The 26875-nt window shown below is 72.2% G+C and carries 22 protein-coding genes; 10 read left to right on the top strand and 12 right to left on the bottom strand.

What is annotated here, in order from left to right; genetic code table 11:
* Positions 1-108: 108 nt before the first annotated feature.
* On the bottom strand, positions 109-957 hold the full coding sequence (locus BLW85_RS36865) for a LysR family transcriptional regulator (protein WP_074995796.1): 849 nt from the start codon (positions 955-957) through the stop codon (positions 109-111).
* Between the two features lie 104 nt (positions 958-1061).
* Here BLW85_RS36865 and BLW85_RS36870 point away from each other — a divergent pair, with 104 nt between their 5' ends.
* Positions 1062-1838, top strand: a complete 777-nt coding sequence (locus BLW85_RS36870; RefSeq protein ID WP_074995797.1) for an SDR family NAD(P)-dependent oxidoreductase — start codon at positions 1062-1064, stop codon at positions 1836-1838.
* A gap of 229 nt (positions 1839-2067) precedes the next feature.
* On the opposite strand, the gene BLW85_RS36875 is transcribed toward BLW85_RS36870, so the two are convergent.
* Positions 2068-2772, bottom strand: coding sequence for a response regulator transcription factor (locus tag BLW85_RS36875; RefSeq protein WP_074995798.1), 705 nt, complete (start codon positions 2770-2772; stop codon positions 2068-2070).
* Positions 2769-4847, bottom strand: a complete 2079-nt coding sequence (locus BLW85_RS36880) for a sensor histidine kinase (protein ID WP_244174992.1) — start codon at positions 4845-4847, stop codon at positions 2769-2771. The genes BLW85_RS36875 and BLW85_RS36880 overlap by 4 nt, the downstream gene beginning before the upstream one ends.
* 391 nt (positions 4848-5238) lie before the next feature.
* Here BLW85_RS36880 and BLW85_RS36885 point away from each other — a divergent pair, with 391 nt between their 5' ends.
* Positions 5239-6672 (top strand): GntP family permease, encoded by a 1434-nt coding sequence (locus BLW85_RS36885; RefSeq protein ID WP_070025820.1) that lies wholly within the window; start codon positions 5239-5241, stop codon positions 6670-6672.
* Positions 6673-7072: 400 nt separating this feature from the next.
* On the opposite strand, the gene BLW85_RS36895 is transcribed toward BLW85_RS36885, so the two are convergent.
* The gene (locus BLW85_RS36895; RefSeq protein ID WP_074995801.1) at positions 7073-7696 is read right to left on the bottom strand and encodes a TetR/AcrR family transcriptional regulator; all 624 of its coding nucleotides are present in this window, start codon (positions 7694-7696) and stop codon (positions 7073-7075) included.
* A 123-nt stretch (positions 7697-7819) separates the two neighbouring features.
* Between BLW85_RS36895 and BLW85_RS36900 the strand changes: the two genes are divergently transcribed.
* Both BLW85_RS36900 and BLW85_RS36905 read left to right on the top strand, forming a co-directional pair.
* Positions 7820-8761 carry an alpha/beta hydrolase family protein gene (locus BLW85_RS36900; RefSeq protein WP_074995802.1) on the top strand — a complete coding sequence of 314 codons (942 nt, stop codon included), beginning with the start codon at positions 7820-7822 and terminating at the stop codon, positions 8759-8761.
* Between the two features lie 41 nt (positions 8762-8802).
* Entirely contained in the window at positions 8803-9681 is an 879-nt protein-coding gene (locus BLW85_RS36905; RefSeq protein ID WP_074995803.1) for an LLM class flavin-dependent oxidoreductase, read from the top strand.
* An 86-nt stretch (positions 9682-9767) separates the two neighbouring features.
* Here BLW85_RS36905 and BLW85_RS36910 read toward each other — a convergent pair whose 3' ends face one another.
* The 5 genes from BLW85_RS36910 to BLW85_RS36930 all read right to left on the bottom strand — a co-directional run bounded on the left by BLW85_RS36910 (position 9768) and on the right by BLW85_RS36930 (position 17046).
* The gene (locus tag BLW85_RS36910; protein ID WP_074995804.1) at positions 9768-11246 is read right to left on the bottom strand and encodes an alpha/beta hydrolase; all 1479 of its coding nucleotides are present in this window, start codon (positions 11244-11246) and stop codon (positions 9768-9770) included.
* A 100-nt stretch (positions 11247-11346) separates the two neighbouring features.
* Positions 11347-12012 carry an MSMEG_1061 family FMN-dependent PPOX-type flavoprotein gene (locus BLW85_RS36915; protein ID WP_070025815.1) on the bottom strand — a complete coding sequence of 222 codons (666 nt, stop codon included), beginning with the start codon at positions 12010-12012 and terminating at the stop codon, positions 11347-11349.
* An 81-nt stretch (positions 12013-12093) separates the two neighbouring features.
* Positions 12094-14631, bottom strand: a complete 2538-nt coding sequence (lanL, locus tag BLW85_RS36920) for a class IV lanthionine synthetase LanL (protein ID WP_074995805.1) — start codon at positions 14629-14631, stop codon at positions 12094-12096.
* Positions 14632-14633: 2 nt separating this feature from the next.
* Complete coding sequence (locus tag BLW85_RS36925) at positions 14634-14816, bottom strand: SflA family class IV lanthipeptide (protein ID WP_070025813.1); 183 nt, start codon at positions 14814-14816, stop codon at positions 14634-14636.
* Between the two features lie 241 nt (positions 14817-15057).
* A complete protein-coding gene (locus BLW85_RS36930) occupies positions 15058-17046 on the bottom strand; it encodes a SpoIIE family protein phosphatase (protein ID WP_074995806.1) in 1989 nt (662 codons plus the stop codon).
* 355 nt (positions 17047-17401) lie between these two features.
* Here BLW85_RS36930 and BLW85_RS36935 point away from each other — a divergent pair, with 355 nt between their 5' ends.
* The 3 genes from BLW85_RS36935 (at position 17402) to BLW85_RS36945 (ending at position 20662) form a co-directional block, all read left to right on the top strand.
* On the top strand, positions 17402-17980 hold the full coding sequence (locus BLW85_RS36935) for a flavodoxin family protein (RefSeq protein ID WP_074995807.1): 579 nt from the start codon (positions 17402-17404) through the stop codon (positions 17978-17980).
* 139 nt (positions 17981-18119) lie between these two features.
* Complete coding sequence (locus tag BLW85_RS38975; protein WP_143060496.1) at positions 18120-18806, top strand: hypothetical protein; 687 nt, start codon at positions 18120-18122, stop codon at positions 18804-18806.
* 119 nt (positions 18807-18925) lie between these two features.
* Positions 18926-20662 (top strand): immunity 49 family protein, encoded by a 1737-nt coding sequence (locus BLW85_RS36945; protein ID WP_074995809.1) that lies wholly within the window; start codon positions 18926-18928, stop codon positions 20660-20662.
* A gap of 247 nt (positions 20663-20909) precedes the next feature.
* Here BLW85_RS36945 and BLW85_RS36950 read toward each other — a convergent pair whose 3' ends face one another.
* Positions 20910-21257, bottom strand: a complete 348-nt coding sequence (locus BLW85_RS36950; RefSeq protein WP_074995810.1) for a VOC family protein — start codon at positions 21255-21257, stop codon at positions 20910-20912.
* A 135-nt stretch (positions 21258-21392) separates the two neighbouring features.
* Here BLW85_RS36950 and BLW85_RS36955 point away from each other — a divergent pair, with 135 nt between their 5' ends.
* The gene (locus tag BLW85_RS36955) at positions 21393-22406 is read left to right on the top strand and encodes a YihY/virulence factor BrkB family protein (protein WP_070025808.1); all 1014 of its coding nucleotides are present in this window, start codon (positions 21393-21395) and stop codon (positions 22404-22406) included.
* A gap of 65 nt (positions 22407-22471) precedes the next feature.
* Entirely contained in the window at positions 22472-23821 is a 1350-nt protein-coding gene (locus tag BLW85_RS36960) for a histidine-type phosphatase (RefSeq protein ID WP_107409247.1), read from the top strand.
* A gap of 100 nt (positions 23822-23921) precedes the next feature.
* On the opposite strand, the gene BLW85_RS36965 is transcribed toward BLW85_RS36960, so the two are convergent.
* Both BLW85_RS36965 and BLW85_RS36970 read right to left on the bottom strand, forming a co-directional pair.
* The gene (locus BLW85_RS36965; protein WP_074995812.1) at positions 23922-24347 is read right to left on the bottom strand and encodes a PRC-barrel domain containing protein; all 426 of its coding nucleotides are present in this window, start codon (positions 24345-24347) and stop codon (positions 23922-23924) included.
* Positions 24344-24955, bottom strand: coding sequence for a PRC-barrel domain-containing protein (locus tag BLW85_RS36970; RefSeq protein WP_074995813.1), 612 nt, complete (start codon positions 24953-24955; stop codon positions 24344-24346). Before BLW85_RS36970 ends, BLW85_RS36965 begins: the two co-directional genes overlap by 4 nt.
* Positions 24956-25289: 334 nt before the next feature.
* Here BLW85_RS36970 and BLW85_RS36975 point away from each other — a divergent pair, with 334 nt between their 5' ends.
* Entirely contained in the window at positions 25290-26873 is a 1584-nt protein-coding gene (locus BLW85_RS36975) for an FMN-binding glutamate synthase family protein (protein WP_074995814.1), read from the top strand.
* Positions 26874-26875: the final 2 nt, after the last annotated feature.

Below are 26875 nucleotides of genomic sequence, written 5' to 3' on the forward strand. Positions count from 1 at the left end.
GTGACCGGTCCCGAGAAGGCCCGCACCGAGCTTCATCGAGCAACTCGCCCACAGGTGAAGCAGGTTGGAGCGACCCGGTTCCGTGCGTCCGCTCCGGCGGGGCGGCGTTCACAGCGCCGTCGCCACGCGGACCAGACGCGCGACCGCCGTGGAGCGGCTGTGCGGGGGCCAGGCGATGACCGTCGTGACGCGCGGCGCGTCGACGACCGGCACGGCGGTCAGGCCCTCTCCCAGGCCGGCGCGGCCCGTCTCCGGGACGATCGCGCAGGCCCGGCCGAGGGCGATGAGCTGGGTGAGTTGGGTGTGGTCGCGCACCTGCGGACCGGGACCGTCCGGGAACGTGCCGTCGGCCCGGGGCCAGCGGGGCAGGGGCAGGTCCGGCAGACCGGCGATCTCGGCGAGCCGCAACTCCGTGCGCGTGCCGAGCGGATGACCCGACGGGAGGATCACGACCTGGCCCTCGGTGTGCAGTTCCTCGGTGTCGAATCCGCCCGTGTCGTCGAACGGCCGGTGCAGCAGCGCCACATCGGCCCGGCCGTCGCGCAGCACCTGCGCCTGCTCGCCCGGCCCGCACAGGAGCACGTCCACGGCGACCGCGCCGGGTTCGGCCGCGTAGGCGTCGAGGAGCTTGGCCAGCAGTTCACTGGAGGCGCCGGCCTTCGCGGCCAGGACCACGGCGGGGCGGCCGGTCCCGGCGAGGGCGGCCCGGCGGGTGCGCCGCTCGGCCGCCTCGACGGCGTCCAGCGCGGCCCGGGCCTCCCGCAGCAGCACCGCCCCTGCCCCGGTCAGCGTGACGCCCCGGGCGCCGCGCTCCAGGAGGGCGGCACCCAGGCGCCGTTCCAGTCCGGCGATCGCCCGCGACAGCGGGGGCTGGGCGATCCCGAGCCGCTGCGCGGCCCGGCCGAAGTGCAGTTCCTCGGCGACCGCCACGAAGTACCGCAGCTCACGTGTCTCCACCCCGCCAGCCTAACCCGGCCGAGCAGGGGTGATACCCGGCCGGTATCGCCGCCCACCCGATCGGTCTTGGACCCGCCGCGGGGTGCGGGAGAACCATCGGAGGCATGAGCGAAACGAACGAGACGAACATCGTCGGCGAACAGATCGACGGACAGGCCGGTGACCGGAAGGTCGTGCTGGTGACCGGTGCCAACAAGGGCATCGGGTACGAGATCGCCGCCGGGCTGGGTGCCCTCGGCTGGAAGGTCGGGGTCGGTGCGCGGGACGAGGCGCGGCGCGAGGCCGCCGTGGCGAAGCTGCGCGCGGCCGGGCTCGACGCGTTCGGGGTGCCGCTGGACGTGACGGACGACGCGAGCGTGAGCGCGGCGGCCCGGTTGATCGAGGAGCGGGCCGGACGGCTCGACGTACTGGTCAACAACGCGGGCATCACCGGCGGCGGCCCGCAGGAACCCACCAAGGTCGATCCGGACCGGGTGCGGGCGGCCGTGGAGACCAACGTCATCGGCGTCATCCGCGTCACCAACGCCCTGCTGCCGCTGCTGTTGCGCTCCCCGTCGCCGCGCATTGTGAACGTCTCCAGCAGCGTCGGCTCCCTCACGCTGCAGAGCACGCCCGGCGCCGAGACAGGCCCGATCTCCGCAGCCTACGCGCCGTCGAAGACGTTCCTCAACGCCGTCACCGTGCAGTACGCCAAGGAGCTGGCCGACACGAACATCCTGATCAACGCCGTCTGCCCCGGCTACACGGCCACCGACCTCAACGCCTTCCAGGGGGTGCGCACGGCGCAGCAGGGCGCGGTCTCCGCGATCCGCCTGGCCACCGTCCCGGACGACGGCCCGACGGGCCGCTTCTTCTCCGACGAGGGCGAGATCCCCTGGTGACGCTTCTTCTCCGACGAGGTTGAGGTCCCCTCCCGACAGGCGCACGACCCGCCACGTCTCGCGCGGCTAGACCCGCCGGCAGGGCGGGCCCGGCGCCGGTCGGGAAGGGGGGCGACGCCGGTCGGGAAGGGGGCGACGCCGGTCGGGACGGGGTCGGCGCCCCGCGAGGAACCGCCCGGCCTGTTCCAGAGGAGAGGCCTGACGGGGACCGCTCGGCCCCGTCGGCGCCTCAGGGCTCGCGGTACTCCTGCTCCGGCCGCCCCGCCACCCCGTAGCGCAGGCGCATCCGCAGCGCGCCGCGGCCGACCATGTCGGCCAGATACCGCTGCGCGGTGGCGCGGGAGATGCCGACCATCGCGGCGACCTCACCGGCGGACAGCGGCCCGGCCGCCTCCCGGACCGCGCGGAGCACCAGTTCCCGGGTCACGGTGTGCGCGGCGGTGGGGGTCCGGCGACCGCCGTCCCCGCTCTCGCGCAGGGCGGCGAGCGCGTCGTCCAGAGTCCGCTGGTCCACGGTGTCCGCGTCGGTCAGCTGCCGGTAGCGCACATAGCCGCGCAGCCGCCGGCCCAGCTCGTCCGGCGGGAACGGCTTGATCAGATACGCCAGCGCGCCCGCCACCAGAGCCGAACGCACCGTACGCCCCTCGGCCGCCGCGCTGAGCACGAACGTGTCGCAGGGCAGCGCGCGCAGCAGCTCCAGCCCCGGCCGGTCCGGCAGGTACAGGTCCACGAGCGCGAGGTCGATCGGGGACTCGGCCCGCTCCAGGAGCGCGAGCGCCGCACCGGCCGAGTGCGCCGTGCCGGCGACCGCGCAGCCCGGCGTCTGCGCCACGACGTCGGCGTGCAGACCGGCGACCCGGAAGTCGTCGTCGACGACCAGGACGGAGAGCGGCCGCCCCGGACCGGCGGACGCGGACGCAGGACCGGGGCTCACGTGGCGCACTCCGGAGGGACGTCGGGACGGGCGGGGGAGGGGATCCGGGGGGCGCCCGCCCCCGCACGGGTCCCGGTCCCGGCTCCGGTGCCGCTCCTGGTTCCGGTCGCGGTATTGGTCGCGGTGCTGGTGCTGGTGCTGGTGCTGGGGCCGGGGCCGGGGTGGGGGATCGGCGCGGTTCCGTCGGGCGTCCCCGAACCGCTGCCCGCACGGGAGGGCGACACGTCGGGGCCGCCCCCGGTCCCGGGAGCGTCCTCGTCGTCCGCGAGCACGCCGGGCAGACGCGCCACGAAGACGGCCCCGCCGGTGACCCGGTCGTCCGGTTCGCCGGCCGCACCGCCGACCGTGCCAGGGCCGGCAGCCGTCGCCGCGTCGCCCGTCCCGGCCTGCGGCGGCGCGCCCGGGTCCGTCAGCCGGAGGTCGCCGCCGCGGGCGCGGGCGACCTGGCGGGCAAGGGGAAGCCCGATGCCGCGCCCGGTCGGGGCGGCGGAGTCCGGCTCCTTCGTGGAGACCCCCTCGTCGAACAGGTCCGCGCGCCGCGCCGGGTCCACCCCGTCCCCGCTGTCGGCCACCGTGATCAGCAACTCCCCCTCCAAACCGATGAGTTCGACCTCCACCCGGCGCGGAACGCGGCGTCCCGACCGCGCGGCGTCGACGGCGTTGTCCACCAGGTTGCCGAGGACCGTGGTCACGTCGACGGGCGAGGTGACGGTCCGGCGCACCCAGGTGCCGCCGCCCAGCACCAGCGTCACCTCGCGCTCCCGCGCCGCGGCCGCCTTGGCGGACAGGAAGGCGCGCAGCGAGGAGTCCCGCAGGGCCTTGTCGTCGAAGTCCGGCAGGGTCTCGCCCAGCGGCCCCGAGCCGAGCAGGGCCTCCAGGTAGCCCGTGGCCTCGGCCGGCTGCCCTGAGCGCAGCAGCCCGAAGAGCACGTGCAGCCGGTTGGCGAACTCGTGCCGCTGCGCCCGCAGCGCACCGCTCATGGTCCGTACGGCGTCGAGCTGCCGGGTCAGCGACTCCACCGCCGTTCGGTCCTGGACGGTGAGGAGTGTGCCGAGCCGGCGTCCCTCGCGCCGCACGGTCCGCGCCGACACCACCAGGACCCGCTCGCGGACGACGGCCATCACCGCGCGCCCGGCGGCGGGCCTGCGCAGCACCGCGCGCACCCGCGGGGTCAGACCCAGCTCGGCGAGGGGTGTGCCGGGCGCCGCGTCCACGCCGAGCAGTCTGCGCACCTCGTCGTTGGCGACCGTCACCCGGTCCCCGGCGTCCAGCGCGAGGACGCCCTCGCCGATGCCGTGCAGCACGGCCTCGTGCTCCTGCACCAGCGTGGCCAGCTCCTCCGGTTCGAGACCGAGGGTGAGCCGCTTCCAGCGCTGGGCCAGCAGCACGGACGCGGCGAGACCGACCAGCAGCGCCGCGACGAGCCAGCCCACGCCGCTGAGCAGGACCCGCGTCTGCGCGGCCTGCACGGCCGCGGCGGACACGCCCACGTTCGCCTCGCCGACCACCTCGCGGGAGCCCGGGGCGCGCACCGGGACCTTGGCGACCACCTCCTCGCCGAGGTGGGCGTGGTGGCGGGCCAGCTCCTCGTGCCCGGAGAGCGCGACCGACGGGTCGGTGCTCACCGGGCGGCCCAGCTGCGCGGGGTCGGGGTGGGTCAGCCGGGTGCCGCGGTCGTCGGTGACGACGACGAACAGCGCGCCGGCCGCGCGCCGCACCTCCTCGGCGCGCGCGTTGAGCGGGCTGCCCGCCAGAACGGCGCGGGACACGTGTGCGGCGCCGCCGCCGGGCCGCTCGGCGGCGGCCGACCACCGGTCCGCGTCCGCGCGCACGGCGGGCTCGCCGGCCACGGTCCGGGCGACGGCGAGGGCCCGCTGCTGGTACTCGCGGGTGAGGCGCTGCTCGCTGTCGTACGCGAAGGCGCCGAAGGCGGTGCTCACCACCAGGGTGACCACCGCGCACTGCAACAGCACCGTACGGGTGCGCAGCCGCGGCCGCCGCCAGACTCGGCGCCGCCGACGCGCCGGCGGTCCTTGAGGACGGCCGGCGGCGGACGGGGGCGGGGCGGGTCTCACCGGCCCTACGGTAGCTCCCCCGCCGAGCGCTGAGCACAATGCGCACAACTCGCGGAAAGGCGGTTTCGCGGGTAACGCGCGCATGCTTCAAAGCCGCCGGGTCCGGCGCATAGCTTCCCGGCTGGGACACATGCGACGCGACCGGGACGCCCCCACGGGGCGCGGCCGGGCCGAACCGGTCCGGCGCCCGCCGGGTCGCCGGCGGCGTCGCGGCACGAGCCACAACCGCAGGAGAACACATGCTCATACCGCGCGCAGCGTGGCGCGTCGGCACCGCACGCACCGGCACCGGCCCCCATCGCCGCCCCCTCCCGGCGGCCACAGCCTCCCTACGCCCGGTACGCCCCGCACACCTCGTGCGCCGTACTGCCGTGGCCGCCGGGCGGCGGCCGTGACGGGGCACGCGTGGCTGCTGCTGGCCACCCTCGCGGCGGCGATCGGCGTCCTGGTGCTGCTGATCAACTCACGGCTGAGGTTCCACCCCTTCGTGGCGCTGATGGTGGTGTCGATCGGCGTGGCCCTCGTGGCGGGCCTGTCCACCGAACAGATCGCGGACTCGGTGGAGAAGGGCGCCGGGGACATCCTCGGCAACGTCGGCATCACCCTGGCGTTCGGCGCGATGCTGGGCCGTCTGCTGGCCGACTCCGGCGCCACCGAACGGATCGCGGGCGTGATCGTGGACCGCGCCGGAACCCGCTCGCTGCCCTGGTACATGGCCGGGGCCGCGTTCGTCATCGGCATCCCGATGTTCTTCGAGGTCGGTCTGATCGTGCTGCTGCCGCTGATCTTCAGCGTCGCGCGCAGGCTCCAGGCCGACGGCCGGATCAAGGGCTCGGCCCATGTCTACCTGGCCGCCCCCACCATCGCGGCGCTGTGCACGCTGCACGGCATGGTGCCGCCGCACCCCGGCCCGCTCATCGGCGTCCAGGGGCTGCACGCCGACCTCGGCACCACCATCCTGGTCGGCCTGGTCTGCGCGGTGCCCACCATCGTGGTCTCCGGCCCGTTGTACGGCCGCTGGATCGCGCCGCGCCTGGCCGTGCACCCCGACCGGGAACTCGTCGCGCAGTTCACCGGCAGGGCGCCGGCCGAGGACGCGGACACGTCGTCCGCGGCGGACGGCGCCGCGCGACCGGGCGCGGCGGGCGCCGGGCGGACCGGCGGTGTCGCCCTGGGCTGGGCCCTGGCGTCGGTGCTGGTGCCGGTGGTGCTGATGCTGCTGCGCACCGTCGCCGAGCTGGCGCTCGCCGGATCGAGTCCGGTGCGGCACGTGCTCACCTTCACGGGCGAGCCGGTGATCGCTATGTTCGCCGGTTTCCTGTTCGCGCTGTTCGCCCTCGGCTACCGCAGCGGGCACGCGCCGGAGAAGGTGCGCGAGTCGCTGACCGGGGCCATCAAGTCCGTGGCCGGAATCCTGCTGATCATCGCGGGCGGCGGCGCGTTCAACCAGGTGCTGGAGGACACCGGGATCGGCAAGGCCGTCGAGTCGGCCGCCACCGGCGCGCACCTCAACCTCCTGCTGCTGGGCTGGCTGATCGCCCTGGTCCTGTCCTTCTCCACCGGTTCGGCGACGGTCGGCATCGTCGCCGCGACCGGCATCCTCGCCCCCATGGCGGGCGACGGAGGCGTGCAGAACTCCTTGCTGGTCGTCGCGATCGGCGCGGGCTCGATCGGTCTCAACTACGTGAACCACGCCGGCTTCTGGCTGGTCAAGGAGTCCTTCGGCATGACCCTCGGCCAGGCGACGAAGTCGCACACCGCGATCCAGACCCTCGTCAGCGTCTGCGGGCTGCTGATGGCCCTGCTGATCTCGGTCTTCGTCTGACGCGGGCGGTCCGTGGTCGTGGTCGGGTGGGGATCCCGGAACGCTGGCCACCTGCACGGGAGTTCGGGCCGTCGGGCGGCTGGGCGGGGCCGGGGTCAGTCGACCCGGCGGGACATGAACGGCGCCACCTCGCCCGCCGACTCCGTGCCCTCGTAGAGGGCGACCACGGTCCGGCCCGGCCCAGCACTCACGGATCCTCCCCGCTCGTCCACCTCAGCCTCGCCGAGATACGACGGCTGATCACGCGACTCACCGACCGCCGGCCCACACCCGCGCAGCACATCCTGCACTGGTCGACCTGGCGCCGACGACGACAGCACCAGGCCCGCACCAGCCACTGCAAACACCGCGGACACAGCCCCTGACCTGGCCACCCGTCACGACAAGCACCGTCGCAGTACTAGCGGCGATGCTGTTTCGGCTCGTCGCCGGTCGATGCCGGGGCGGTCCGGGCGAGGCCGGCGAGCAGCAGGTCGATCATGCGGCGGGCCTGGTAGTCGGGGAAGTTCTCCACTCCGATGCACAGGTTGCCGATGGCGAGCATGAAGTCGTAGGCCCGTACGTCGGAGCGCGTGTATCCGGCGGCGGCGGACTCCTTCAACAGCCGGTCGAGCACGGGCTGCAGACGCTCGACGAACTCGTTGTGCAGGCTCTCGAATCCCGCTTGGTCCGAGTGCAGCGCCTCGGCGAGGCCGTGCTTGGTGACCAGGAAGTCGGCGAACTGGTGGACCCACTGCCGCAGCACCTCGTACGGCGTGTCGGCAGTCGGCGCCGCGTGGACGGCGGCGGCGAGCGCGTCGACCTGATGCCGGAAGACCGCTACCACCAGGTCCGCCCTGGTGGGGAAGTGGCGGTAGATCGTGCCCATGCCGAGGCCAGATTCGGCGGCGATCTCCCGCACGGGCGCATCGATCCCCATCCGGACGAAAACGGCCGCGGCCGCGTCCAGGAGCTTCTGCTCGTTGCGGCGTACGTCGGCTCGCTTACGTCCTGCCGATGCTGACGGCGTGTCGGCCGTGGACATCGTGCACACCTCCTGCTTGCAAAGCGGAGCGGCGCTCCGTATCGTGATCCGGAGCGGCGCTCCGGATTCTCATTTTGCCAGACGCCGCGCAGCCGGAGCCCACTGGGCTCGTCCGAGAAAGGCATGCGTCTCGTGAGCGACAACACGTCCGCCGACGGCGGCAACGACTTCACCACCCCGGTCATCTCCGTCAACCCGATCTCACTGGCCGCCCGGGACCGCGGCCAGGACCTGGAGGTACGGATCACAGCGCCGACGACCGGCGACAACGTGCCCGTCGTCGTCCTCTCCCATGGCATGGCCCTGACCATGGACGACTACGCGCCGCTGGTCGGCTTCTGGGCCGCCCGCGGGTTCGCCGTCGTCCAGCCCACCCATCTCGACGCCCTCGGCCTCGCCCCCGACGATCCGCGCACCCCGCTCATCTGGCGCATCCGCGCCGATGACCTCACCGCCGTGCTCGACCAGCTCGACACGATCGAAGCCGCCGTGCCCGGGTTGGCCGGCCGCGTCGACCACGACCGCATCGCGGTCGCCGGACATTCCTGGGGCGCGCAGACCGCCAGCATCCTCGCGGGCGCACGGGTCGTCGGCGCCGACGGCACTCCCGGCGAGAGCATGGCCGACCCGCGCGTCGGCGCCGCGGTACTGATGTCCCTGCCCGGCACCGGCGGCGCCGACCTGAGCCCGCTCGCCACCGAGCACTTCCCGTTCATGAGCCCCGATTTCAGCGAGTTGAAGACGCCCAGCCTCATGGTCGCCGGCGACCGCGACCAGTCCCCGCTGACGGTACGCGGTCCGGACTGGTTCACCGACGGCTACCGGCTCAGCCCCGGCGCCACCGATCTGCTGACCCTGTTCGGGGCGGAACACGGACTCGGTGGCATCCAGGGAGCCAACGACACGCGCACCACCGACGAAAGCCCCGAGCGTGTCGCGCTCGTGCGGCAGATCACTCTGGCGTATCTGCGCACCGCTCTGGGCCTCGACCATGACGCATGGCCCACCGCCCGCCGGACTCTGGCCGCGGCCGATGCCCCACTGGGAATCATCGACTCGAAGTGACCAACACCCCCGTGCCGGCAGGCACGCCCAGTTTTGGCATCATGACCGCCCCGGCGCAGGTCGCCTACGACGACGTCCTGCGGGTCTGGCGGGAAGCGGACGGCATCGAACGGATCGAGCACGCCTGGCTGTTCGACCACCTCATGCCGCTCGGCGGCGACCCGAACGGACCCACCTTCGAGGGCTGGACGCTGCTGTCCGCCCTCGCGGCCGTAACCGAACGGTTGCGGCTCGGCGTGATGGTCACGAGCAACAGGTTCCGGCCGCCGGCCATGCTGGCCAAGATGGCCACCACCGTCGACGCCGTCTCCGGCGGCCGGCTCGAGTTCGGCATCGGCGCGGGCTCTCGCCCAGACGTGCCGTTGGCCCGGCGTGAGTATTCGGCTCACGGCCTCCCCTTCCACGATGCCGCCCACGCGGTCGGGAGCCTCGCCGAGGCGTGCACGATCATCCGCAGACTCTGGACCGAGACCGCACCGTTCGACTTCCAGGGCGAGTACCACCAGTTGACGGGCGCGTTCTGCAGTCCCAAACCGGTCCAGCATCCTCACCCGCCGATCCTGATCGGTGGCCAGGCCACCCCGACGCTGCGCGTGGTCGCCAGGCATGCGGACCGGTGGAACATGCCCGGCGGCAGCATCGACAGGGCCGTCGAGCGCAGCGCCACGCTGGACCGGCTGTGCGACGAGATCGGCCGGAACCCGGCCGAGATCACTCGGTCCATCGTCCTGCCCGTCTCGTACGACCGGCCCGACGGCACCCGCCGCACCATCCGAGCGGCACTCGACGGCGGGTTCAGCCACATCGTGCTCGGACTGGACGCGCCCTACCCGACCGGCGTCGCACGCTGGGTCGCCGACACCGTCATCGGCCCCCTCTCCGACACGATCACCGCCCCTGAACCGAGGAATCACAGATGACCAGGGCACACCCGCCATCCGACCCCAACAGTGACATCGCCTGACCTGGGCGTCTCGCGCGCCGGCCGGCGCTGCGGCGGGTGTGCTCACTCGCAGTGGACGTCCGCCCCGGGCCGTCGGCCGGTGGCCAGGAACCGTGAGACGGTGTCGTCCCCGCAGGCGTTGCCGTTGGCCAGGTAGGCCTCGTGGCCGGTGGAGTCGACGGTGACCATGACGGCACGGCGGCCCAGCGCGGCACGGAGCTTGAGGGCGCCGCTCAGCGGGGTCGCCACGTCGCGCTCGTTCTGGACAAGCATGATCCGGCCGGACGGTCCGCGGTCGGTGATCCGCACCGGTGCCTGTTCCGGCCGCCACGGCCAGGCGGCGCAGACCATCGCGTTGCGAGGCATGCCCGCGGTCAGGGGGTACTTGGCGCGGCTCTCGTCAACGGCCTTCTGGTAGAAGCTCGTTGAGCGGGGCCAGGTGACGTCGTTGCAAAGGGTGGCGGCGGCCACGCCGGTGAGGTTCTGCAGCGCGCTGTCCGGGGGCGACTGCGGCGCGGGCGGGACGGTGCCCTTGCGTGCGGCCAGGATCAGCTGGGCCAGACCGGTGTAGTCGTCGGGGTCGTAGAAGCTGTTCAGCATGGTCTGGCGCAGGACGTTGCCGTTCAACTCGGCCGGGTTGGCGCCGGGCCAGGGGATCGGGGCGCGGTCCAGTTGGGCGGCGAGGCGGAGGAAGAGGGGGCGCACCTCGGCGGCCGTGTCGGCCAGCCGGTACCGATTGCCGGGTGTGGACGCCCACTTGGCGAACACGGGGAAGTCGTCCTCGACGCCCACCTCGAACGCGGCGAGCCAGGCGCGCTCCGCCCTGACCGGATCGGGGTTGCCGCTGCTGTCGAGGACGACGCGGTCCGTGCGCCGCGGGAACAGCTGGGCGTAGACCGCGCCGACGTACGTCCCGTACGACACGCCCCACACCGACAGACGGCGCTCGCCCAGCGCGGCCCGGATACGGTCGACGTCACGGGCGTTGTCGACCGTGCTGATGTGTCGTATCAGCGCGCCGCCGTTGCGGGCGCACGCGTCCGCCATGCGCCGGGCGGTGGCCATGTTCCCGGTGACCGATCCGTCGGCGGCGGGCCAGGGCCGCAGCGCCGTCAGGGCGAGATCGCCGTGGTCGACCCCGCAATCGACGGCCGTGGAGGGCGCGTTGCCACGGGGCGCGAACCCGATCAGGTCGTACTGGTCCCGCACGGCCTGGGGCAGCTTCTGTCCTTTCCCGGACGGGTCGTCGAGGCTGTCGCCGCCCGGCCCGCCGGGGATGAGCAGCAGCGCGCCGCGGCGGGCCGACGGCTTCTCGCTGCGGATACGGGACAGGGCCAGGTCGATCCGCGGGCCGTTCGGGTCGGCGTAGTCCAGCGGCACTGAGAGGGTCGCGCACTCCTGCCGGGGATCGTGGCCGGTGCCCTCACACCCCGCCCAGTGCAGCGGCCCGCCGGCACTGGCGGACGACGTGACCGGCGCGAGCAGGCCGAGGACGACGGCGGTGGCGGCGAGGAGTGAGGCGTTGCGGAAGCTCTTCGTCATGGCTAGAGCTTCGTGGCTCGTCAGCGGCCGTCCCATCCGGTCAACATCCCTGTTTTCCGGGGGTCTACCCCCACTGCGCCACAGCGTTCCCAGTAGGCGATCACTCGAAGCGCAGGCGCAGTGACTCCCGTTCGGCCTCCTCGATCTGTTCGACGGTCACGCCCGGCAGGTTCAGCTGGGCCAGCGTCACCTCGGCGCTGGTCGGCTGAGCGTCGGCAGGTATCCACCGCTCGGGCTGCCAGGCGTTGGCGCGCATCAGTGACTTCGGGCAGTGCGGATAGACCTGCTCGACATCCACCACGATTGCCGTGACCGGCGGCTTTCCGACGGGAGCGAGCCGGGCGAGCAGCTCGGGCCGTGCCGAGACGCAGGCGCGGCCGTTGACGCGCAGGGTGGTCGGGCGGCCCGGGATGAGGAAGAGCAGCCCGACGCGTCCGGTCTGCAGCACGTTGTGCATGGTGTCGAGTCGCTTGTTGCCGGTCGCGTCGGGGATCGCCACGGTCCGCTCGTCCAGCACCGAGACGAATCCGGCCGGGCCGCCACGCGGCGTCACGTCCGCCCGGCCCTCGACGTCCGCACTGCCGATGAACACCAGGGAGGAACAAGCGATCAGCGCCCGGGTCTCCTCGGTCAGGTGGCCGATCTCCTTGCGGAGCGAGTGCGGGCTCGGCGGTGCGTAGAACTCACGCAACTGGTCAGGGCTGGTGAGGGCGTCCGCCCGTAGGACTTCGAAGAGCGAGCCGCCGGACCCGGTGTCGTTCGTCATGCGTAGACCCTAGAAGACGACGGAGACCCGTGCGGCTCGGCGTGTGCACTCGCGACCGGCGATGGCGGCGACGGCGGATGTTCAGGCTGCGAGGCCGAGCCGGGGGCCGCCCCGGTCGCGCAGCCGTCGGAAGAAGGCCAGCACGCCCGCGGAGCCACCGGCCCAAGTGGCGCTCGGCCGTGCGAGGCCGGTGTCCGGGAACACGGGCCGCGACCAAGTGCCGCCACTGCGGCTCAGGATGAGCAGGGCGACGGTCTCGGCCGCGTCCCAGAACTCCTCGGACTCGGAGGCCTCCGCGACGTCCACCATCAGGTCGCCCACGCCGGCCAGCCCGCAGCACTGCGTGACGAGCGGCATCCGTGGTGCCAGTGCGGCGCAGGCGCGGGCGGCCCGCTGGGCGAGGCGGAGGTACTCGGGTTCGCCGAGGTGTCCGGCGGCCCGCACGAGTACGGTTCCGATGCCGGCCAGGCCCCGGCACCACGAGCCGTAACGGCGTGTCGCCCCCGGTTCGGCGGCCGCCGCGATGATGTCGGGTGTCACGGCGGCCAAGCGCGCGGCGGCCTGCCCGGAGCGGCCGACCGCGTCCGGGTCCCCGGTCGTGCCGCCGTATTCGAGTAGGAAGCACGCGATGCCCGCCTCGCCGTGCGCGAGGCCCTCGCGGAGCGCGGCGCTCCCGGCCGTGTCCGACCCGGGCGGGCTCAGCCGGGCGCTGCCCGACGCCAGCATCCGGTCGCATGCGGCGGCGACGGCGAGGTGCCGGTCCGCGGCGGGTCGGCGACCGGACCGGAGAGCGTGTCGGGCGAGCAGCAGCCGGCCCAGGCCGATTCCGGCGGCGCCCGCGATCAGGTCCGCCTCCGGCGGTCCGCCGTCCGGTGCGCGGTCCGGCAGGACGGGACACCCAGGCCGCGCGTCCGCCTCCGACGCGGTCTCCGACCCGGCCTGTGCGAGGAAGAGTTCGACGCCGGTGCGTCCCGTGTAGAAGCCGGGTGGGAGGTTCCTGGACTGTCGCGCCGTCCACCGCGCCAACTCGTCCACCGCCGAGCGCACTTGGGGCCGGTGCGCATGGTGGAGGAGCTCCAGCCCGAGTCCCGAACTGCCGCCGTAGACGTCGATCGAGGTGGGGACGTTCAGCTGTGCGGCCCGTACCGGGTCCACGATCGCGTGCGCTTCATCGACGCAGAACGCGGTCGTGTGCTCGATGAGTTCGTCCAGCAGGTCGCTGTCGAGCCGGGGGCGCGCCGGCCGGCGCGCGGCTGCGGGCGTGCCGGTGCGCAGGCGGTCGGCGGCGCCGGTCCGTACGGCGGGGTCGAAGCTCAGCAGGCCGGTGATCGACGACCGGATCTCCCGGTGGGCGTGCCCGGGCAACGCCCAGGCCAGGCAGTCCAGGGTCCTGTCCCGGTTGACCTCGTGGTCGCTGTCGACGATCACCGGATCCATGCCGGTGGCGGCGAAGAAGAGGGTTGCGCCGAGGGCGTAGTGGTCGTCGGCGGGAGTGGCCGGTCCGGTCGTGCGCAGAACCGGCTCGCCGTATCCGGGGGTCGCCCCTCCCGGGCCGGCGCCGTCCAACTCGCTGATCCCGAAGTCGATCACGTGGCAGTGGCCCGAGTCGTCGAGCACGACGTTGTCGGGCTTGAGGTCGCGCACGACCACGTTCCGGCCGTGGATCGCGTCCAGGACGCGCAGGAGCCGGGTGGCGAGCACGGACAGGGCGCGCGCCGGCCGGGTGTCGTCGTCCCGGTAGGGGCCGTTCCGCAGCACCTCCCTGCGCAGGTCCCGGTTGCCGCAACTGCTCATCACCAGGTACTCGTCCGTCCGGTGCGCGAAGTAGTCCAGGGCGCGGGGCACGCCCGTCACACCGTCGAGCGCGGTGAGGACCCCGCGCTCGTTGCGCAGCCGGTGGCGGGCGTCCGTACCGGTTTCGTCCTCGCCCACGAAGGCCCTCGCCTGTTTGACCACCACCGGCCGCCCGAGAGCACGGTCCACCGCGCGGTAGACGTTGCCCTGGGCCGCACGTGCGATGCCGGCGGTGACCGTGTAGCGTCCGCCGCCGAAGCCGGGCGCGGACGGCTCGTCACCGTGTTCGCGACCACTCGCGAAGGGGTCTTCGGCCCACGGTGGGCACCGGTAGCGGCCGACGGCCAGGCCGTCGAAGATCCGGCCGTCCGGCCCGGTCATGACGGATTCGAGCCGCCCGGCGCGGCCGGTCCGGTAGTCGCCCGTGAAGGGGCCGTAGCGGTAGTAGACCGGGGCCCTCGGGTCGACCCGCCGGTCGCTGACGACCTGCGGGCCCTCACGGTCACGGAGTACGGCGGCGAGTTCCCGGGCGATCTCGACCACCGTGCCTGCCGGGGGATAGACGGTGATCGCCTTCCCGACGGCTCCGGCGCTCACCACCCCGGAGTTGAGCCGGCGCAGCGTCTCCGGGTCGCGGGCGAACTTCGCGTGGCAGACATGTCGGGACAGCACTGGCAGCACGAGCCGGGTCACCGCGTCGAGATTGCCCGGGCGCGCCGAGACATGCAGTTTCCAGCCGTGTTCCATCGCCGGCATCCGCGGATCGTTCAGGTACGACCACGTCTCGTCGGACCAACCGCTGCGGCCGGCGATGGAGACGGCCACCGCTACGAGTTCAGGTCACACGAGAAGCGGGTGGTGGCGGTCACCCAGGGGTCGGAGAGGCACGCGGTGTGCTCGCGGTCGCCGCGGTCGTCGTCCTCGAACACGATCGCCTCGTCGTCGATCTCCAGCGGACCCGCGTCGCGGAATCCGTCGGCTTCCAGCAGTTCCGGCACGGCTACGGGCATGTGAGGCCTCCATGGTTTGTCGTGCGCTGAGGAGCGGGAAATGGCCGACGCGGGCCGGTGGACCCGCTGCGCCAAGGACTCGCCGCACAAACGTAGGCAACCGCACACTTCCTGACAAGGGATCAGATCGCAGTGTTTTCGCGGGTGGCGCGGAAGCACGACGGCACCACCCTCACCAACGGCTCCGGGAACGCCGGGCGCTGCCCTGCCCGGACGGCAGCCTCCAGACCGGCGGGCGAGGTCAGCCGCCCGGGTCGGTACGGAAGGCCATCAGGGCGGTGTCGTCGCGGGCGTCGGAGAGCTGCCGAAGGGTGCGCAGCAGCTCGGGAAGGGGCTTGCCGCGGTGATGGGCGGCGGCTCGCAGGAGACGCTGCTGACCCGCGTCGAGGGAGGCGGCGGGCGTTTCGATGAGGCCGTCGGTGTAGTACAGGACGGTGTCTCCGGGGGCGAGGGTCCGGGTGTGGGTGGTGCGGCGGGTTCTGGGGTCGACGCACAGCGGGGGATCCTCACCGGAGCCGGTGAGGAAGCGGGGCGTCCCCCGGGCGGGGACGAGCAGGGGCGGTGGGTGCCCGGCGTTGGACCACGCCATCCGCCAGGTGCCGTCGGGACTTCGTCGCAGATGGGAGTGGACGGCTGTGGCGAAGGAGGCGATGGCCAGCCCGTCGGCGGCGTCGTCGAGCATGGCCAGGACGGTTCCGGGCGTGCACTCGGGCCCCATGTTCCAGGCGAGGCCGCGGCACATGCTGCGCAACTGGCCCATGGCGGTCGCCGCGCTGAGGTCGTGGCCGGCGACGTCTCCGATGTCGAGGGCCAGGGTGCCGTCGGAGTGGACGATGGCGTCGTACCAGTCGCCGCCGATCTCGTTGGCCGAGCTGGCCGGCTCGTAACAGGCGGCCATCGACGCGCCGGGCACGGTCGGTGGCTCGATGAGATGGGCGCGCTGGAGGCGCAGGGCGATACGCCGGGCGCGCTGCAGGTCGAGGACCCGGTGGATGGGCCGTTGCGCGAGGTGCAGGACTTTGCGCAGCAGTTCGACGTCTTCGGGGCCGGGCACCGGCGTGTCGCCGTTGGTGCTGGTGGCGGCGTAGCCGAGGACGGTCCCGTCGACGACCAGCGGGACGAGTGTCAGGCTGGTGGCGCCCGCGGCGATCAGCCAACGCTCGGTGACGGCCGGGACCAGGCCGGCGGGGAACCGACCCGCGGGCGGGAGCCGGAAGGTCCGCGGGACCCGGCTCTCCAGCATCCTTCGCACGGTGCTCGTGACGGCGACGCTCTGCCCCCGCAGAGCGGGGGCGGCCGGCAGTCCCGGGCGGATCGCGGAGGCGACCCGCCGGGCCGTGACGCTCGCGTTCTCCGGCAGCGGCCATTCCTCGTGGGACAGCAGCAGAATCACGCAGGAGTCGGCGAGTTCGGGCACGACCGTCCGCACGACCGCCGCGAAAACCTCTTCGAGACTGCCTGCGGCGACCTCCGCCACTCGCGCGAGAACGTGTTCACGCAGCATGGCACGCCATGTCTCCTCGACGTCGTCCGTCGCGGCCACCCACTCCTCGGCGTGGCCGTGACGCAGGATGGGCACGCAGCGGGTCGACACATGGCGATAGGAGCCGTCGGCGGTCCGCACCCGGAACGTGGCCTCCATGACCCCCGGAGGTTCCTGGTCGGCGGCGGCATGCCAGGCACGGCCGAGTCCCTCGCGATCCCGCGGATGGATGTGGGCGTACCAGTCCTCGTCCATCCAGCCGTTCCAGGGCGAACCGGTCAGCTCCTGCCAGCCGGGGACGACCTCCTCCGCGGAGCCGTCCGCACGCACGACCCACACCATCTGCGACACGGCCGACACCAGCGCCTCGTAGCGCTGGAGCGCCATGGTCTCGGCCGTGGTGTCCATCGCGACGACCATGGCGCCGGGCCCGTCGGGCAGGGTGACGGGCGTGCAGGAGTAGACGAAGTACCTGGCCTGTTCCGCGGCGCCGGGGTCCGGTTCACGTGACTCCAGGATCTGGCGCGGCCGGCCGGTGGCGACGACGTCGTCCAGTACGGTCATGAACTCCGCGGCATCCGGTTCGCTGAACGCCTCCCTGGCGGGCAGCCCCAGGGGCCGTGCACCGAGCATCCCGCAGCAGGCCGCGTTCTGGTAGACCAGTCGGTGCTCGGGGCCGGCGAACAGCGCGACCGCCGCCACCGTCTCGTCGAACAGCTTCGGGTCAAGAGAGCTCGCCGGACTCATGACCGGCCTGTTCCCACCCGCGCCCGCCGACCGTCCGGTCGACGAGATCTCCGCCAGGCCAGCGTCGTCACCGCGTAACCCTCTCCCATGGTCGGCGTCGAGGCACCCTCATCTTCCCGGTACGACTGCCGTACCGGCCGCGCCACGCCGACGAGTGCACGCCCCATCGCCCGTCGACGGCCGCTGAGCTGCGCGCGTACGTTCATGTCGTGGCGGCGAAGTACCCCTGAGCGGCGCTGCGTTGGCCGTGGGGGCGGCGGCGCGGATCGGAGCCGGGCGCCGCGCCGCCGGAATGCCCGCCGGACGGCCCGGGTTGGACAGGTGGGACCGACCCGCCGCACCCCTGGAGCAGACCATGACCCGTTCGTTCCTCTTCCTGCTCGGCAGCGCCCGCACGGGCGGCAACACCGAGCTGCTCGCCCGGGCGGCCGCGGACCAGCTCCCGGCCGACGTGGAACAGCGCTGGCTGGACCTCACCGGGCTCCACCTGCCCGACTTCCGCGACGAGCGCCACGACACGGACGCCGGTCCGGTGGAGGAGGGAGACGAGACGCTGCTGCGCGAGGCGACGGCCGCCGCCACCGACATAGTGATCGCCTCCCCGCTGTACTGGTACTCCGTCTCCGCCGCCACGAAGCGCTACCTGGACTACTGGAGCAAGTGGCTGCGCACCCCCGACCCCGGCTTCCGGGAGAAGATGGCCGGCCGCACCCTGTGGGGCGTCACCGCCATGGCACACCGTGAGCAGGAGCTGGCCGAGCCGCTGGTCCTCACTCTGCACCACACCGCGGCCTACATGGGTATGCGCTTCGGCGGCGTCCTGCTCGGCAACGGCACGCACCCCGGCCAGGTCCTCACCGACGAGGCCGCCCTCCTGCGCGCCAAGACCTTCTTCGCCCAGAACGCGCCCCTGGCCCGCTTCTCGCACACGTAGCCCAAAGATCCCGTAGACGATCTGGCGCAGACACCCCCATAGTTCAGGGGTATCACTTCGCTTTGGTCGGGGCACGGGGGCCAGGTTGACGGATGAGCAGACACCACACGAAGCTTCACCGCTCGTGTCGAGGAAGGAAGTGCACAACAAGATCGAGGATGGAGATTTCCATGGCCCGGTGATCCAAGCAGGCATCGTCCATGGTGGGGTGCACACCTACAGCCACCGCCCGAGACGGCGTCCGTCGAAAGAACAGTTGTGGCGTGCAGCCCGGATCACCGCCATCGTCCTGGTCCTGGCAGTTGTCGCGGCATACGTCACGAAGCGCGCACTGGATGATCGTAAATTCTCGTCGCCGCCGTACGTCTGTGGCACGATCTGGCAGAACCCGAATTTCAGGAGATGGGTACCCGACGCAAAAGAAGGCGAGCCGCCGGAAATCGGGCCCGAAATCACTTCTTGCTCCTGGACGAGCAGATCGCAAAAAGCTGAGGTTTCTATTATCGTCAGCAGGCACGGGGATCGTGGAGAGGCTGCTGAGCTCCTGGACAAATTGAAGAAGGGGTATGACGTCCAGAGCGGTCAGACCCTCTTTCACCATTACGAGCCAGGAATTGGGGATGACGCGACGGTCGGCACATCGATCCCCAGTACCCAGGATATTCTGTCGGATAAGGAAATCCGACAGATCAGCCGGCTGGACTTCCGGCGTTATAACGTGGTTGTCGAGCTCCGTCGGGTGATGGATCCTGGCGAGTCGACCGGGGAGTCGGACAGCATTCTGCGGGAGATGGCTTTCGTGATCGACAGACAACTCAAGAGCTGATCGACGTTTCCACGTGGTCACTGCGCCGCCACGACGCCCGGCTCCGGCTGTCGGACCCCGCACATAGGCTGGGACCAGATCGATCAAGGAGCGGGGCAGTGCGAATAGAGCGTCACCAGGTGGGCGAGGCGGCCGTGTCGGCGGCTCGCGAGGACTTCACGAACCGTATCGGGGGGCAGGTGCGGTCCATGTCGAGGGGCGGCCGGATGACCACCTACGAATGGCAGTCGATCGCCGACGAGTTCCTCGACTACCTGGGCGCCCTCTCCGTCGCGGCCCCCGACCTCGACACCCCGGAGGCCAGGGCAGCTCTCAAGGACGCCTCCGAAGCCGCGGCCGGCGCCGTCGCCTACGCCGCCTACCACCCGCACTGCAGCTTTCAGATCTTCCTGGATTACGTGAACTTCGGCATGAGCTACGACCCGGGGGAGGACCATCCCGAGGAGAGCGTCACGCCAGGGGAGTGGATCGACGCGCTCTGCCTCGCCGTGCTCAGGGACAAGGCCACGTGGCACGGCGAGGCCTTCCACTTCGCCCGGGCCAAGTTCGCCGCGCGGGCGCGGGCCACGCCCCTCGGCGAGCTCGCCACCGGGCTGATGGCCGTGGTCCTGGACGACACCGGTGACGACGCGGAGTACCCGCCGAGCACGCAGGCCAAGCTCGCCGCCGTCGACGCGGCCCTCGACCGCATCCGCACCCGCGCCGAGGAGACCGGCGAACTCCTCCTGGAGCGGCCCGGCACCGCGGCGCTGCGCACGCTGCGCGCCCTGGCCGCCGCGGACCGGGAGGCCTTCGACACCGCGCTGGCCGGCCTCCTGGCCGAGCACGCCGCCGGGCACGGGTCCACGAACTCCCCGAAGACCCTTCTCCCGCTCGTCCCCATCGCCCTCGCCGCTCTCGCCTACCGGACGCTGGGCTGGGCCCCGGCCGTCCGCAGCGACTACCTCCCGCACGCGCTGGTCACCGGCTTCGAGACCCGCGGACCACGGGTCGCGGCGTTCGGCCGCGACCGGCGGCCGGACGCGGTCGCCGCGCTCGCCGCGGGCCCGCTGGTCGTCGAGCGGCCGGCCTGCGAACGGGACGTGCACCCGCGGACCGAGGCCATGTACGAGAAGCACGTCGAGGAGGCGTTCACCGCCGTCGACGGAGAACCCCTCGCCGTCTGGCGGCTCGCAAGCGTCATGGGTGACCAGGAACGCATGTTCAAGTGGCGTGCGGGAGATCCCGGCGATCTCACGGACGCCCAGCTCGCCCGCCTGCGGCTGGCCTCCCGGGCGGGAGCGGCCCTGTTCCGCATCGCCCTCGCCGAGCCGGGAACCGAGGTCGAGGTGACCGTCGACGGCCGTACGCTGCGCTACCCGGCCGAGCGGAGCGAAGGAGCCGGCGCCCACAACTGGCAGAAGGCCGTCGCCTTCGCCCTGATCACCGGAGCACGCGAGGATCTCGCCCCGCTGGTCCTCACGGGCCCGGCCTTCGCCCGCCCGGACGGTTCCGCCTTCAGCGCCTACCGCGAAGCCCTGCACGCCTACCTGACGGGCACCGAGCCCGAACAGGCCGTGCAACGGGCGCTCCGGCAGGCCGAGAAGGCCGCGGACTGGGGCTTCGCCATGCCGCCGGCCGTGCTGCTGTCCCAGCTCGTGGAGGGCGACGAGGAGAGCTTCAACCTCGCCCTGGCCGACGCCCTCGAAACCCACCGCGCCCACTACGCGGTCGCCGACCGCGCCGACGATCCGGATGCCTCGGTCAACCTCGACATCCTGGCGCTGGCCTGCCACGCCCGCCGCCGGGGCTGGGCCATCCGCGTCGAGTCCAGCTACCTTCCGCCGGACCTCCTGCGAGCCGCCGAACCCTTCTGAGCGAGTCGGGCCGCAGCGACACGCCTGCGGCCCACAGGCAGAGATCGAGGACGGGCAGGCGCCCGCACGTGTCCGCGAAGCCGCGTAGGGGGAGCGGCAGCCAACCCACCACGTGCGGCCCCTCGCCGTTGCAGCGGTCCCGGGCGCCGCGGGCCGAAGGCCCCCTTGCCGGTCGTCGCGCACGCCGTACGCGCATGATCCGGCAGGGGCGGCGGCCCCCGGCGATCAGCTTGGCGCGGGAGAGGGATCAGCGGTGGCCCAGCAGGTTGACCACGCGGCCGCTGGGGTCGCGGACGAAGAACCGCCGCACTCCCCACTCCTCGTCCTGCAAGGGGTGGACGATCTCTGCACCGCGCTCCCGCATGACCGCGTAGGCGGCATCCACGTCGTCCACCTCCACGCTCATGTCGGGGGTGACCGGAGCCGTCTTGTCGCCGGCCGTGACGCTGATCTGCGCCGCCGGGTTGGACGGGGATGCGAGGGTCATGATCCAACCGTGATTCATGACCTCCTCGAAGCCGAGCAGGCCGTAGAACTCCCGGCTCTCCCGCGCAGCCGGAGAGTGGATGTTGGGCACGACGCGACGAACGGTCATCGGGCGACTCCAAACGAGATCGGGACAGGCCGTCCCCCGGAGCACTTCTATGGCAAAAGAGGCCGCGTCGCATAGGGTGCTGTTGCGTCTCCGAGGGCAGCCCTTGGAATCGATCACCTAGGTTGAGCGCAGGTCATGGGATTCCTCGAGCGCGTCGACGGCTTCCAGAGACGCCACCACTGGGTGGGTCTGCCGCTCGGCGTCCTGTACAAGTTCTACGACGACCAGGGTCTGTACCTCGCGGCCCTGCTCACGTACTACGGCTTCCTCTCGCTCTTCCCGCTGTTCCTCATCCTCGTCGCCGTCCTGAGCACCTTCCTCAGCGACGATCCCTCCCTGCGCCAGCAGGTCATGGACTCGGCGCTGCGCAAGTTCCCGGTCATCGGCGACCAGCTCGGCCACAACATCCACTCCTTCCGCGGCAACGGGGCCGCGCTCGCCGCGGGTATCGCGGGCAGCGTCTACGGTTCCCTCGGTGTCGCCCAGGCCGCGCAGTACGCCCTCAACAAGATCTGGGCGGTTCCCCGGCACGCCCGCCCGGACCCGCTCCGCTCGAGGCTGAAGGGGATGGTGTTCCTGCTGGTCCTCGCGGTCGGACTGTGCGCGTCCACCCTGCTGTCGGTGGCGGCGTCCCAGACGTACCTGTTCGGCGTGCGGCTGCGGGGTGCCAGCTGGCTCGCCGTCACCGCCGGTTCCGTGGGCCTGAACACGCTCCTGCTGCTCGTGAGTTACCGGTTGCTGACCCACCGGGCACTGCCGCTGCGCCGGCTCGCCGGAGTGGCGCTGGGCGGCGCCTGCGCGTGGCAGGCGTTGCAATGGGTGGGCTCCTACTACGTCAGCCACGTGCTGCACGGGGCCACCGCCACCTACGGCATGTTCGGCATCGTCCTGGGCCTGCTCGCCTGGCTCTACGTCGGGGCCCTGATCTTCATCATGGCGGCCGAGGCGGGGGCCGTGTGGGTGATGCGCCTGTGGCCCCGCAGCCTGCTGACGCCGTTCACGGACCGGGTGCAGCTGAGCGCGGCCGACCGCCGCGCCTACCGGTCGTACGCCGCCACCGAGGCCTTCAAGGGGTTCCAGAAGGTCAGCGTGCGCTTCGATCCGCCGCCCGAACCCCCGCACGGGAAACCGCCGGACGACGCCTCCTGAGGCGCGCCCGCACTGGCCACCTGGGGGCCGGCCTCCGTTCACCCACAACGATCATCATGCGCCCTATGAAACGGGTCGCCCCCATCATCGCCCTCGGACTGTCCGCACTGCTCGCCGCCTCGGTGCCCGCCCACGCCACCGGCTCGCGGCCCCTCGACAGCTACGGGACCAAGGCGTCGTACGAGCCGCGGCAGAACGACCGCGGCTACCAGCAAGCTCCCAAGGGCTACGTCCCCGTCTTCACCGAGACCGTCTCCCGGCACGGCTCGCGCGCCGCGACCAGCGGCAAGGACGGCGACCTCGTCCTCGGGCTGTGGGACCAGGCCGCCAGTGAAGGCCAGCTCACCTCCGCCGGCAGGCGGCTCGGGCCCGACGTGCGCACGCTCCTCGCCGCCATGGACGAGATCGGCTACGGAAACCTGAGCGGGCGCGGCGAGCAGGAGCTGCGCGGCACCGCCGCACGCATGGAGCAGCGGCTTCCGGACCTGTTCCGGCGGATCGCCAAGGACTCCGCACCCATCGACGTCGTCAACTCCGGCGAGGCACGCGCCGTCGCCAGCGGCAACGTGTTCACCGGCGCCCTCGCCGCCGAGGACCCCGCCCTGAAGCCGCTCATCCGGCCCGCCCGGTCCGACAGGGACCTGCTCTATTTCCACAAGTCGGCCGGCGGCGCCGCCTACCGCGACTACATCGACCACGACCAGCGGCTGGCCGCCACCCTCAAGAGCATCACCGATCAGCCCGCCACCCGGCAGGCCGCCCGCAGGGTCCTGGAGAGGATCTTCAGCCCCGCGTTCGTCCAGCGCATCGCGGACGGCGAGTTCTCCTCCTCGGACGTCGACGCCGCCCAGGCCGTCTACAACCTCTACGCGATCGCCCCGGCGATGAGCGCCGAGATGCCGGACGGCCGCGCCCTGCCCATGGGGCGCTACATCGCACCGCGCGACGCCGCATGGTTCGGCTACCTGAGCGACGCCGAGGACTTCTACGAGAAGGGCCCCGGCTTCGCGGACAGCGACATCACCTACCAGATGGCGGACGTCCTGCTCGACGACTTCTTCAAGCAGGTCGAGGCCAAGCGTGACGGCACGAGCACGCTGGGCGCGGAGCTGCGCTTCACGCACGCCGAGGAGATCATCCCGCTGGCCGCGCTGATGGGCCTGCCGGGCAGCACCGAAGCGGCGACGCCCGACCGGCCGTACACCTATGCCGACAACACGTGGCGCGGGGCGTCCGTCGCCCCGATGGCGGCGAACATCCAGTGGGACGTCTTCCGCAAGGGCGACACCTACCTGGTACGGATGCTCTACAACGAGAAGGAGACCGCCTTCAAGCAGGGCTGCCGACCGGTGTCCAAGGGCAGCGCGTTCTACGACCTGAACGAACTCGAACGCTGCTTCGGCCGCACGAGCTGAGGGCCACCGAGACGCGCTCGCCGGGGCGGTGGACCCACTGCCGAGCCGCCCCGGGCCACGGCGTCACGCACGCCGCCGGCACGCGGACATCGCCGCCGTCCTAGGCACCGCGTACGACGACCGCGTACTCGCCGATGCCCAGGAGGTGGTTCCCGGAGATCTCGCCGAGAGCCGTGTACAGCGTGTGGAGGTGCCCGGTGGTCGTGTCGAACGCGACGTCCTTGACGGTGCCGTGCGCGGTGCCGTGCTCCGTGAGGACCCGCTTGCCGAGGATCTCGTGATGGGTGGGGAAATCGTCCCGGCCGGAACCGGCCGAGGCGCGGGACCGTACGACGACGGCGCTCCGTCCCACCCCTTCGATCAGGTCCCAGCCGATCGTCGTCGCGTGTTTCGGAGCGCCGGACAGACGCACGCAGACGACGCTCCTGGTGCGCGGGTCGATGGTCAGCCCGCTCACGAGGCCCAGCTCTTCGGCTTCCTCGGCCGTGATCACGGGAAGCCCGTGGGCCTGACTCACCAGCATCATGCCTGGGTCTCCTCGGGTTTCGTGGGCGTGAGGTGGGACGGCCTCGCGGTGTAGCGGCGGAAGGCCTCGACCTGGGCGCCGAAGCTGGGCAGGTCGTCGGCCACGAAGTGGCGGGCGTGCGCGGGGACGACCATGGCGCGTCCGGAGACGGCGAGCGCCTCTCCGCGCGGGATGAACCCCCTGCGCTCTTCGTGGCCGGAGTCGGTGTCCTCCTTCACGGCGATCTCGAAGCCGATCAGCCGTCCGCTGCCGCCGGCCTCGATCACGACGTCCAGGACGGTGCCCGCCTCGGTCCCCTGGTCGGTGAGGACCGGCGCGCCGATGACCTGCCCGTGCCCGGCTTCATGGGTCGCCAGGACCGCCTTCCGCTCCACCAGGACCGCCGCACTGGGCACCATCACGGCGGAGGGGCCGATGGCGTGCACTCCGGAGAACGGCAGGCTCACCTTGAGCGGACCGGCGAGCAGGCCGCGCCCGCTCAAGGTGAAGCCGGTGATCCGGCCCGCCTTGAAGTCGAAAACGGTGTCCTTGACCTGGGCGACCGCCTCGCCGCTCAGCGTCACGACCACCCGCTTGGTCAGTTCCGAGGCGAGCAGGGGAGTGATCACCGCGATCCCTCCCCGCCCGGCCGGCGACCCGAACGCACCGCGATCACCGTTCCGCTACGGCGTTTGGCCTGGATGACCACTGCCGCCGCGGCGAGTAACACCGCCACCGCGATGAAGAAGACAATCCAGCCAGACCATTCCATCGCCGACCTCCTCGTGCCGTCTTCGCCAGCGCCGCCGCCCTGTGCGGCGCGTCCCTGCGCTTCCTGCTTCCCGCGCGGGGGAGTCGCACGCCTTCCTCCGAAGCACTCTCCCGCCCCGGCCGCGCGCGGAAATGACGGGTTCTTGGGAGGTCAGGGCGCATGGAGGCCGGTTGCCGGGCAATGCGCGAGGGGTGACACGCATTGTGATCGTCCTCCTGACCACCATCGCCGCGATCGTGAGCGCCGCGGCAGCCGTCGGAAGCTCGCCCTACTGGTGGTTCGCGGCCCTTCCGCTGTTGTCCCTGGGCGTGCTGGGCGGCTGGGACCTGATCCAGCGGGAGCACTCGGTGCTGCGCAACTATCCCGTCCTCGGCCATGCCCGCTTCCTCATGGAACGCATACGCCCGGAACTGCAGCAGTACTTCATCGAGCGGAACTATGACGGGCGCCCCTTCGACCGGGACGTGCGAAGCATGGTCTACGAGCGGGCCAAGGGCACGGACGCGGAGGAGCCGTTCGGCACCGAACGGGACGTGTACCAGCCCGGCCACGAGTTCCTGGTTCCGTCGATGGCCCCCTGCCCGGTGCCGGAGCACCCGCCGCGCGTACGCGTCGGCGGCCCGGAATGCGCCCGCCCCTACGACATGGCACTGCTGAACGTGTCCGCGATGAGCTTCGGCTCGCTGTCCGCCAACGCGGTCCTCGCGCTCAACGGAGGGGCGGCGGCCGGAGGATTCGCCCAGGACACCGGTGAGGGCGGCCTGTCCGAGTACCACCTGCGCCCGGGTGGCGACCTCGTGTGGGAGATCGGCACCGGGTACTTCGGCTGCCGCACCGAGGACGGTGACTTCGACGCGGCCGAGTTCGCCGACAAAGCCGCACACGACCACGTCAAGTGCGTGTCCCTGAAGTTGTCGCAGGGCGCCAAGCCCGGCATCGGCGGGGTGCTGCCGGGAGCCAAGGTGAACGCCGAGATCGCGCGGGTCCGTGACGTGCCCGAAGGCCGGACGGTCGTCTCCCCGCCGTACCACCGCGTGTTCTCCACTCCGCGCGAACTCGTGCGGTTCATCGCCCGCATGCGCGAGCTGTCCGGTGGCAAGCCCGCCGGGTTCAAGCTCTGTGTGGGCTCGCGCCGGCAGTTCCTGGCCGTGTGCAAGGCGATGGTGGAGGAGGGGACCGCCCCGGACTTCATCGTGGTCGACGGCTCCGAGGGAGGGACGGGCGCGGCACCGCTGGAGTTCGCCGACCACGTGGGCACCCCGCTCACCGAGGGGTTGCTCACCGTGCACAACGCCCTCGTGGGCGCGGGACTCCGCGACCGGATCAAGATCGGGGCCAGCGGCAAGATCGCCACCGGAACCGACCTCGTCAAGCGCATGGTGCAGGGCGCCGACTACGGCAACGCCGCGCGCGCGATGATGTTCGCCGTCGGCTGCATCCAGGCGCAGCGGTGCCATACGAACACCTGCCCCACCGGCGTCACCACCCAGGATCCCCGCCGGGCCCGTGCCCTCGACGTCCAGGACAAGACGGCACGCGTGCGCCGATTCCAGGAGGCGACCGTGGCCGGCGCGCTCCAGATCATGGCGTCCATGGGCGTCACGGATCCGGCGGACCTGCGTCCGCACATGCTCCGTCGACGCGTCGACCCCGTCACCGAGCGCTCCTACGAAGAACTGTACGAGTGGCTCGCGCCGGGGCAGTTGCTCGCCGAGCCACCGGCCTCTTGGGCGGCCGACTGGGAGGCCGCCGACCCCGACCGTTTCACCGTCTGACC

The organism is Streptomyces misionensis (genome assembly GCF_900104815.1).
Lineage (GTDB): Bacteria > Actinomycetota > Actinomycetes > Streptomycetales > Streptomycetaceae > Streptomyces > Streptomyces misionensis.